Origin of the sequence: Bradyrhizobium sp. dw_411, assembly GCF_018449695.1 — a bacterium.
Lineage (GTDB): Bacteria > Pseudomonadota > Alphaproteobacteria > Rhizobiales > Xanthobacteraceae > Bradyrhizobium.
Genome location: NZ_JAAVUY010000026.1, coordinates 74618 through 83118, shown reverse-complemented (window position 1 = coordinate 83118; position 8501 = coordinate 74618). Strand labels below are relative to the sequence as shown.

Here is an 8501-nt window from a genome sequence, read left to right as displayed (position 1 = left end):
AGCTTGCATCTCGTATAGCTCACGCTCATTCCCGCAATCTCGGGAAATGACCGGGAAATGTTGTTGTCGTCGATGATTTTCAGGCTGAATGAGACATTTTGAGTCGCGACGCTCGAAGCGCAAGCTGCGGAGAGCTCCAGGCTGTTGCCCTCCTGCTTCCTGGACTTGATTGTGCAAGTGCCGGCTTTTCCTCTGATCCGATCGCCATCGATGATGAAGCCTGAACCGAAAAGCTCGGAAAACTCTGCATACGCCGTCCTGTTATCCTTCTTTGTAAAGACTTGGCTACATAGATCCTCGTGCGTCGCCCATGCGCCTGTAAGTTCGATCGCCCGCGCTTCAACTGCGGGAAGCACGCTCGAGCCCAACATGATGGCAGCCCCAACCAATCGGAACGCTCTACACATGGTGCTTCTCCAAAATTTAAAGGTTTTGAACGCTTCGCTTGCCCTGTTCGATCAGTGGCCGTCTTCCTGGCCTCAATATCAGCGATATCAGGTAAGAACGATCGCTGTAGACAGATAAACATTCACTCTATGGATGATCCAACAACACGCTTGGCTGCAAATCCTCAAATGGGTAATCACGATCCTGCTTCTGCATCGGAGGGCAACAAACTGAAAATAGCAGCCAGCCTCGCGTCCTGGCATCGCTCACGCTTTCAACAGACATAGCGACTCCGTTGCAGCAGAGAACGAAGACGAAGCTTGCGCGTTTACGTGTGGCCGGGACTCCGAAACATTTAAAATCGATATCGCGAGAAAATCAAGGGACGAAGACGGCTGCCCGGACGGTGGCCAATTTGCCGCAGCATGTTTCACCGGTCGGCCGAAAGATCGGGTGTAACATGTTCCGCCAGGCGCACTGGTTAAATGGTGGGAGTCATGCCGTCCAAACCTGATGACCCGTTGGCGAATGCAAAAGATTTTCTGAAGAAGCTCGCTATCAGCGTGGAAAGCGAAAGCTTCTCGAGCAAAGCGGTCGAACAAGGGAAAGTTCGACGATCAATCGATCATTGAAGGGCAGGAATTTCGTTCCTGAAAGATACTGAGGTAGACAAATATCAACGTGTGGCAAATCGTTACCCGCCAAGACTCCGTGTGCGACATATCAAGGTCAGTGTCATGGCAGTTTCAATTCGGTCGGCAAAGCTACCGATCTTGGCGCAACTGCTTGATTATCGACGCGATTGGCTCAAGATGGATTTGGCTGCCGGCTTGTCCGTAGCGGCAGTATCGCTCCCCTCGGCGATCGCTTATCCAGCGATCGCCGGTTTGCCGACTGAGATGGGGTTTTTCTCCACCATCCTGGCCCTGGTCGCGTATGCGATGTTCGGACCATCGCGACAACTCATTGTCGGACCCGACGCTGCGACTTGCATCATGTTTGCCAGCGTTCTGACCTCCCTGGGTGCGGCCACTGCGGCCGACCGCGTCACGTTTACAACGGTATTGGCGGTGGAAGTTGGCATTCTCTGTTTTGTCGCAGGAACCTTAGGACTCGGTTTCGTCGCGAACTTCCTCTCACGTCCGATATTGGTCGGCTTTCTGGCGGGTATTTCAATCAGCCTGATAATCGGCCAGATCACACGCCTCACCTCCGTCAGAATCGAATCGAAAGGGCTCATACGACCAATCGCGGAGTACGCGGCGAAAATCAGCGAAACACACATTCCGACCGTGCTGGTTGGGATCGGAGCATTAATTTTTCTGAGAATATTGCGGCACGTAAAACCGAGTGCGCCGGGTCCCTTAATTGCGATCGTTGCAGCCATAGCGTTGTCGGCTGGGCTGCAATTGGCGTCCTACGGGGTATCGGTCGTTGGGAAATTACCACCAATCACCTTCGCCTTAACTCTTCCGTCGCCCGATGCTGTTGTCAATTTGGATCTTCTGGAAGGTGCCGTTGCAATAATGATAGTCGGCTTTGGATCGGGCATTGTGACCGCGCGCAGCTTTGCAACGAAGAGCGGCAACGAAGTAGATGCGGGAAAAGAATTGATCGGCTTTGGTACGGCCAATGTTGCCAGCGGCTTGTTCGGCGGCTTTCCGGTCACCGCAGCCGACTCGCGCACTGCCGTAAATTATGTGATTGGAGGAAAAACACAGCTGGTGGGTTTAATCGCTGCAGCCGCACTGGCAGCCGCCATACTCTACATTGGAAATGTGCTTGCCTATTTGCCAATCGCTGTTCTTGGTGCGGTTCTCGTGTCTGCCGCGATTGACTTGATCGATTTGCCGGAACTCAGAACCCTTCACCGCATCAGTCGGCCGGAACTCGCGTTCGCAATTGCGACACTTCTCGGCGTCGTGGTCATAGGCGTGCTGCAAGGCGTGTTCCTTGCGATTGCCGCTACCTTGGCTCATTTTTTGTGGCTCGCATCGCGGCCTCGGATTGCGCATCTTGGTCAAATCGAAGGCAAACCGGGACTCTACAAATTACACCGATATCCCGAGGCTCACGCGATTCCCGGACTAACCATAGTGGTCCTGCAGGCCGCACTCATCTTCTTCAACGCCGATTACGTCAAACGTCGGGTGATCGAGATTGCGGATGCCCAGGGCGACGACAGCAGATGGTTTGTTCTGGACGCCGAGGCCATAAACTTGCTCGACAGTACGGGCGTCGCAAAGCTGGAAGAGTTGCAAATCCTATTGAGGGAGCGCGGCGTGGCGTTTGGCATTGCCGACCTAAACAGTCGTTCGCTGCTCATGATCGAGCAGGCCGGTCTCGCTGATCGAATGGGTAGGCATATGATTTTTGTGAGTTCAGAGGCTGCCGTTGCGGCCTTCAACAGATCGCGAATGACATGTGATTAAGATTCGGGCAGGTATCCTGAAAATATTGCGCCCGCAGGCCTGGTTGACGGAACTCGGCACCGGACTCGGCACCACCCCTTTCATCGAACATCACCTTTCGGGTGATCGGGACCTTCACCAACGTATCCAAAAGGAACCGGAACCGTCCAAGCTGCTGGCAAGCATCTTGCATCGACCCATTCTGCATTGAGCCAGATGCAACTTGGGCAAACCACTTCAGATGCGGAGCTGAAATATGAAATTCGCCACGGCCCTGATCGCGGGACTTCTGATGTTGGCGAATGTGAGTTCAAGCCAGGCGGCAATGCGGATTGCTGATGATCCCGGCGGCAAGATCGGCGCCTACATCGACAAGTATCAGGGTCTTCGCAGTTCCGGCGAAACCGTTGTTATCGACGGCTTCTGCGCCTCGGCATGCACCATGGTCCTGGGTTCGGTTCCGCGAGAGCGGATATGCGTCACGTCTCAAGCCGTTTTGGGTTTCCACGCGGCGTGGGATTCGGGCGCCGGCGGCCGTCAGGTCACCAACCCGGGTGCAACGCAGATGCTTTATTCGCTTTATCCGTCCTCAATACGACGCTGGATCGCCGCCCGCGGCGGGCTGAAGCCGCAAATGATTTACCTGCGCGGCAAGGAGCTGACCAGCATGTTCCGCCCCTGCTATCTCAGCGCCGAGGCTTCCTCGCCGCGCCTGGCGTCGGAATGAATCCATAAATCCGGATCGGTCAGCAGGCAGAGTACCTTATGAACAGCGGTTGAGTTTTCACCTCCGCTGTTACCCTCCAGCGCAATCCTTTGAAAAAGTCCCTCGGATTTATTCCGCGACCGGGCGAAGGATCAGCTTCTGTACCCGCCAGTTGGCCGTCTCGGCGGCATAGATCAGATTTTCCGACGGGCATGCGAGCGCATGGGCGCCGGAGAACTCCTTCAACTCGCGTCCGGATTTACCGATCACACCCAGCACCTTGCCGTCGAGCGCGACCTTGAAGATGCGCCCAGGGAAAGTCGTCTCGCCCACGAACATCACCTGGTTGGGTCCGGGCGTAATGCAGATCGAATTGGGCGCGCCGATCACCTGGGTGAGACGGTCGCCGGTTGGCGTGGCGCCGTAGACGGCCCGCGTCGTCATGTCCGGGGGCACCGTGATGGCGAACATCCGCAGGAACTTGCCGTCGGTGTCGAACACCTGGATGCGGTGATTGGTGCGGTCGCCCACATAGACATTGTCGTTATTGTCGATGGCGATGGCGTGCGGCAAGTGAAACTGACCCGGCTCGGTGCCCGGCTCGCCCCATGACTTCACCCATTTGCCGTGTGCATCGAACTTGGCGACCCGCGAATTGATGTAGCCGTCGCTGATGTAGGTGTTGCCCTTGGAATCCCAGGCGACATCGGTCGGCTCGCGGAACAGGCCGTCGATCGGCGGCAACGGTGGGTTGACGTGTTCCCACGGCTTGGCGTCGTCGGCGGATTCCTTGCGGCGCCCGAACACCCATTGGACGCGGCCGGCCGGATTGAACTTGACGATCATGTCCGAGCCCTTGTCGATGGCCCAGATGTTGTCGTCCTTGTCGATGCGCACGCTGTGGGCAAAAGCCCAGGCATAGAGGCCCTTGCCGATCTCGCGGACGAAATCGCCCTCGGCCGTGAATTCGAGAAGCTGGGCGGCGGTCGGCGCATAGGCCGGACCGTTGGCGCTGTTCGAGCGTGTGAATACGAAGACGTGGCCCTTGGAGTTCACCGCCACGCCCGGCACTTCGCCAAAATTCATGCCGTCCGGCAGCTTCGGAAAATCCGCCACGGAATCGAAGGGAATTTGCGGAACGCTCTGCTGGGCGAAACTTGGTTGAACAAGACACAGCGTTGCCATCAGCATCAGACCCGCAGTCAACAGCGCTTTCATGGAAAAATCCCCCCGTTTTTGATCCGTCATGCGGCTTTGCCTTGCACCCTATCACGGCAATGGCCTGCCGAAACAACGGTCGCAGCATACCTGATGCACGCGAGCCTGTTTTGGCGTGGCGCGCCTCGTTGCGCGAAGGGCGCGACCCAAAGTGCCGATGGGGAGACCGGCGATTAGGCTTAACGGAGGAATCTGGCCCCGCTTCCGACCGGGAACATTGCCAGCCCGCAAAATCATGCGGTACGCCAACAAGCGACATGCAAAATAGCGTCCGCCACCATCCTCTATTGGTCAGTCACACATGACGCTGGTTTCGCCAGGATACGACGGATTTCGAGAAAGCAATGTCGGCCCTGTCGTTCAGCCGGGAAGACCGCGTCATACGCTTTCGTCGATTCAGTGGCTGCGTGCCATCGCCGCGATCATGGTCGCGATGCACCATGCCATCTACTACTCGGATTCCCTAAATCATCAGTTCGGCGGCCGCGAATTTGCGGGATTTTTTTCATTGTCCTTCGGAATTCACATCTTCTTCGTGGTTTCCGGATTCATCATGATCCACACCACCGATAATTTCGGCGATGCCAATGCGTGGCGCGCGTTTCTCGCTCGCCGTCTTGTTCGCGTCGTGCCGCTCTATTGGCTGCTGACGACCATCATGGTCATTGGGCTCATCGTCTCGCCGCACTCGCTCGACATCGCGACGGACAAATTCAGATACATTTTGGGTTCGTACTTTTTCATTCCGGTGCTGCGGACCGATGGCGACCTGCGGCCGATCCTCGGCCAGGGCTGGACGCTCGACTACGAAATGTTTTTTTATGTTGCATTCGCCTTTGCCGTATTGCTTCCGCGCCGGTGGGCCGTCTCGCTGCTGACGCTGGGCTTCCTCGGCCTGGCCTGGGCAGGACGTAACCTCGATATATCCACGCCTGTGATTTTCACATGGACCGATGGCATGATCCTCGAATTTCTGTTGGGGATATATATCGGCCTGGCCTATGAAAAGAATTGGCGATTGCCTGGATGGGCCGCGGCGCTTTGCATCGTCGTGGGTCTGGTATTGGGTGTGATGGACTTCCCCGGCCCTACATTGATTGTCGCGGGGATACCGGCCGCGCTCGTGGTCGGCGGATTTGTCCTCGGCCCACGAATGAAGGGTACGTTTGCTACCGGCTTGCTGTCGCGCGTCGGCGACGCTTCCTATAGTCTCTATCTGACGCATGCGATTGTTCTGAAGTTTTTTTATCAGGCCTGGATCACTGCTGTCGGCGATAGACTGCCGGTGTCCGCTTTCCTTGTCGTCTCGATGTTTGCCGCCATTTTGGCGGGCCTGCTGGTCTACTATTTCGTGGAACGGCCCATGACGAAATATCTCCGCGGCAGACTGCTTCGACCCTCCAAGCCGGCGCCTGCTTTTTCAGCGCGAGCGGCGGGAGCACGCCTGTAAGCGCCGCTTTCCAACGCCTGCGCTGGCCTCGCTCGACCGCGCCGGGCGTGTCATTCACATCGGTGGGCATCGCCACGTCTTCGCAAAAGAGAATAGAGGCGTCCTGCGACCGGCTGATTCAGATCATCGACCGCCTCAGGTGACCAATGCAGATGGCGGTTATCGCCGCCTGTTCCCGCCCAATTGAGAGCCCCGGATTAGATCATTCTTAGGGTTTGAGCCCTATCCATACGCTCGCTGATCGCAGGTCCGAGGCCACGCCATGTCGTCGACGTCTGATAGCGCAGAGCGCCCCACCGCCCCCGTCGGCAATGGTATCGCGATCAATCCATCCCGCCTCCAAATTGTCGCCGGCCGCTGGCTGATGTTCAGCGACTACGGCGCGGCTGCGCAGCGTCATATGGCGATCGTCTGGTCTTGTGTGCTGGCATGCGCCCTTGCCGATGTGATCTGGTTGCCGAATTCCAGATTGACCTTCATCTCTTCGAACTGGATAGAAATCGTACAGGGCGTCGTCTGCTGCGTGCTCGCCGGCGCCTTTATCGCTTATGCATCCAGTCGCCTTCGGGGCGATGCGAGATTTCCGGCTGTCATACTGCGAACGGCTCTGGGCATGACGGAGTTGTTGTGGCGGGCCGCGCTTCCGATCGGCGCGCTTCTGACCGCGGGAGCTACGCTCAGCTACCTCATTACGGCGGCGGATCTGCCGCTGCAGGACGCTTCATTGGCGCGTCTCGATCGCGATCTCGGTTTTGACTGGCCGCGCTTTTTGGACGCGACGAATTCCAGCCCGCTCCTCGCATCATTGCTTACCAGGGCTTACCAAACGATCGGCCCGGTCGCTGAACTGGCTATCGTCTGGTTGGCCCTGAACCGGCGCGGCGAGCGGCTTGCGGAAATGATCGCCGTTCTCAGCCTGAGCACGGTCGCGCTGTGCATCGGCATGTGGCTGGTTCCGGCAGCGGGTGGTTTCGCGTATTATAAACCGGCGCCGCAACTGTTCGGGAATTTCGCTGCATTGGGCGAGATGTGGTCGTTCGCCCAGACCTTCAACATGCTGCGAAACGGATCACTCTCGGTGATCGATCTGTCGGCCCTTCAAGGTATCGTCAGCTTCCCCTCATTCCACACCATGCTCGGCGTGATGACCGTCTATCCGCTGCGCGATACGCGCTGGCTGATGATTCCAGTCCTCCTCGTCAATGCAACAATGATCGTTGCGACCATGCCCGTGGGAGGCCATCATCTCGCCGACGTATTGGCCGGTGCCGGACTGACCATCGGCGCGATTTTCCTTGTGCGCCTCCGCCGCGGGGATGACTGAGCTTAGTCCTATCTAGTCGATGACGGCCACCGCATTGATCTCGATGATACAGCGCGGATCAGTGGCCAGCCGTACCACCTGCACCGTCGTCGTCGTGGGTTTGGCATCCAGGAAGTATTCGGCCCATACGCGATTGAGCGCATCCTGATCGGTGAGATCGGTGACGAAGCGATCGGCGGTGACGATGTCTGCAAAGGTGGCACCGACCGCGTCAAGTCCACGCTTGAGATTCTCCAGTGCTGCGCGCGTCTGCCCTTCCATGTTTGACGGCATGGAGTCGAATTCTTCGGGCCGGTGCGGGTGATGATGATAGACCGGCGCGGCGGTCACGCCGGCCAGGTAAATGGTCGAACCGCCCGTGACCTTGATGGCCGGTGCATAAGGCATCCACATATCCGGCGCATCGGGCCAATGGATATGCTCAACGGTCTTGGCCATGATGTTCAACCTTTTCTACTGTTGATGAAGCTCGAATCTTTTATTTTGACGCGTTTTCTACACGCGAACCGGTATCCACTTCGCTCGAAAACGCTTTTCACGCCCGGTCGAGGCTGAGGGGTCCCGCGCCCCGCGCGAGGACGAAAAAGGCGCCGCCGGCGATCCCGATGTCTTTCCAGAAATGGATGAGCTGACCCCAGCGCGCGGCGGCATCGGTAATCGACCAGTAGGGATGGCCGATCACCGCGGCGCAAAGATTGAAGAACACCAGCAACAAGGCGAACTCCCGGGTGCGGAAGCCGAGGACCATCGCAGCCCCGCTCGCCGCCTCGACGGTCGCCGCCAGCATCGCCCACGCCTCCGGCGACCCGGGCAGACCCATCACGAAATGTGTGACCAGTTTCAAATCCAGCCAGTGATTGATCCCCGACATCAGAAAAAGCGATCCGATGCAGAGGCGGCCCAGTAACAGAATCACCGGCTCGTACCGCAGAGCCAGGGAATCGATAACCCGCGACGTCATGAAGCTCACCCCAAACTTGTTCTTGGCCTTGCCTTGTAGTGCAC

General features: G+C 57.5%; 8 protein-coding genes. 4 read left to right on the top strand and 4 right to left on the bottom strand.

Features of this window, described 5'->3' with window-relative positions; all coding sequences use genetic code 11:
* On the bottom strand, positions 1–371 hold a 371-nt coding region (locus HB676_RS31220), incomplete at its 3' end, for a hypothetical protein (RefSeq protein WP_213742344.1).
* Positions 372–1124: 753 nt separating this feature from the next.
* Between HB676_RS31220 and HB676_RS31215 the strand changes: the two genes are divergently transcribed.
* Complete coding sequence (locus HB676_RS31215; protein ID WP_213742343.1) at positions 1125–2819, top strand: SulP family inorganic anion transporter; 1695 nt, start codon at positions 1125–1127, stop codon at positions 2817–2819.
* A 235-nt stretch (positions 2820–3054) separates the two neighbouring features.
* The gene (locus tag HB676_RS31210) at positions 3055–3525 is read left to right on the top strand and encodes a hypothetical protein (protein ID WP_213742342.1); all 471 of its coding nucleotides are present in this window, start codon (positions 3055–3057) and stop codon (positions 3523–3525) included.
* Between the two features lie 108 nt (positions 3526–3633).
* Here the strand turns inward: HB676_RS31210 and HB676_RS31205 are convergent, their stop codons facing one another.
* Complete coding sequence (locus tag HB676_RS31205) at positions 3634–4722, bottom strand: peptidyl-alpha-hydroxyglycine alpha-amidating lyase family protein (protein WP_213742341.1); 1089 nt, start codon at positions 4720–4722, stop codon at positions 3634–3636.
* 301 nt (positions 4723–5023) lie between these two features.
* On the opposite strand from HB676_RS31205, the gene HB676_RS31200 reads away from it, so the two are divergent.
* Positions 5024–6172 carry an acyltransferase gene (locus HB676_RS31200; protein ID WP_213742340.1) on the top strand — a complete coding sequence of 383 codons (1149 nt, stop codon included), beginning with the start codon at positions 5024–5026 and terminating at the stop codon, positions 6170–6172.
* A 262-nt stretch (positions 6173–6434) separates the two neighbouring features.
* Positions 6435–7496 carry a phosphatase PAP2 family protein gene (locus HB676_RS31195; RefSeq protein WP_213742339.1) on the top strand — a complete coding sequence of 354 codons (1062 nt, stop codon included), beginning with the start codon at positions 6435–6437 and terminating at the stop codon, positions 7494–7496.
* A gap of 12 nt (positions 7497–7508) precedes the next feature.
* Here the strand turns inward: HB676_RS31195 and HB676_RS31190 are convergent, their stop codons facing one another.
* Together HB676_RS31190 and HB676_RS31185 are read right to left on the bottom strand one after the other, a co-directional pair.
* A complete protein-coding gene (locus HB676_RS31190; RefSeq protein WP_213742338.1) occupies positions 7509–7934 on the bottom strand; it encodes a RidA family protein in 426 nt (141 codons plus the stop codon).
* A gap of 97 nt (positions 7935–8031) precedes the next feature.
* A complete protein-coding gene (locus HB676_RS31185; protein WP_249780549.1) occupies positions 8032–8457 on the bottom strand; it encodes a DoxX family protein in 426 nt (141 codons plus the stop codon).
* Positions 8458–8501: the final 44 nt, after the last annotated feature.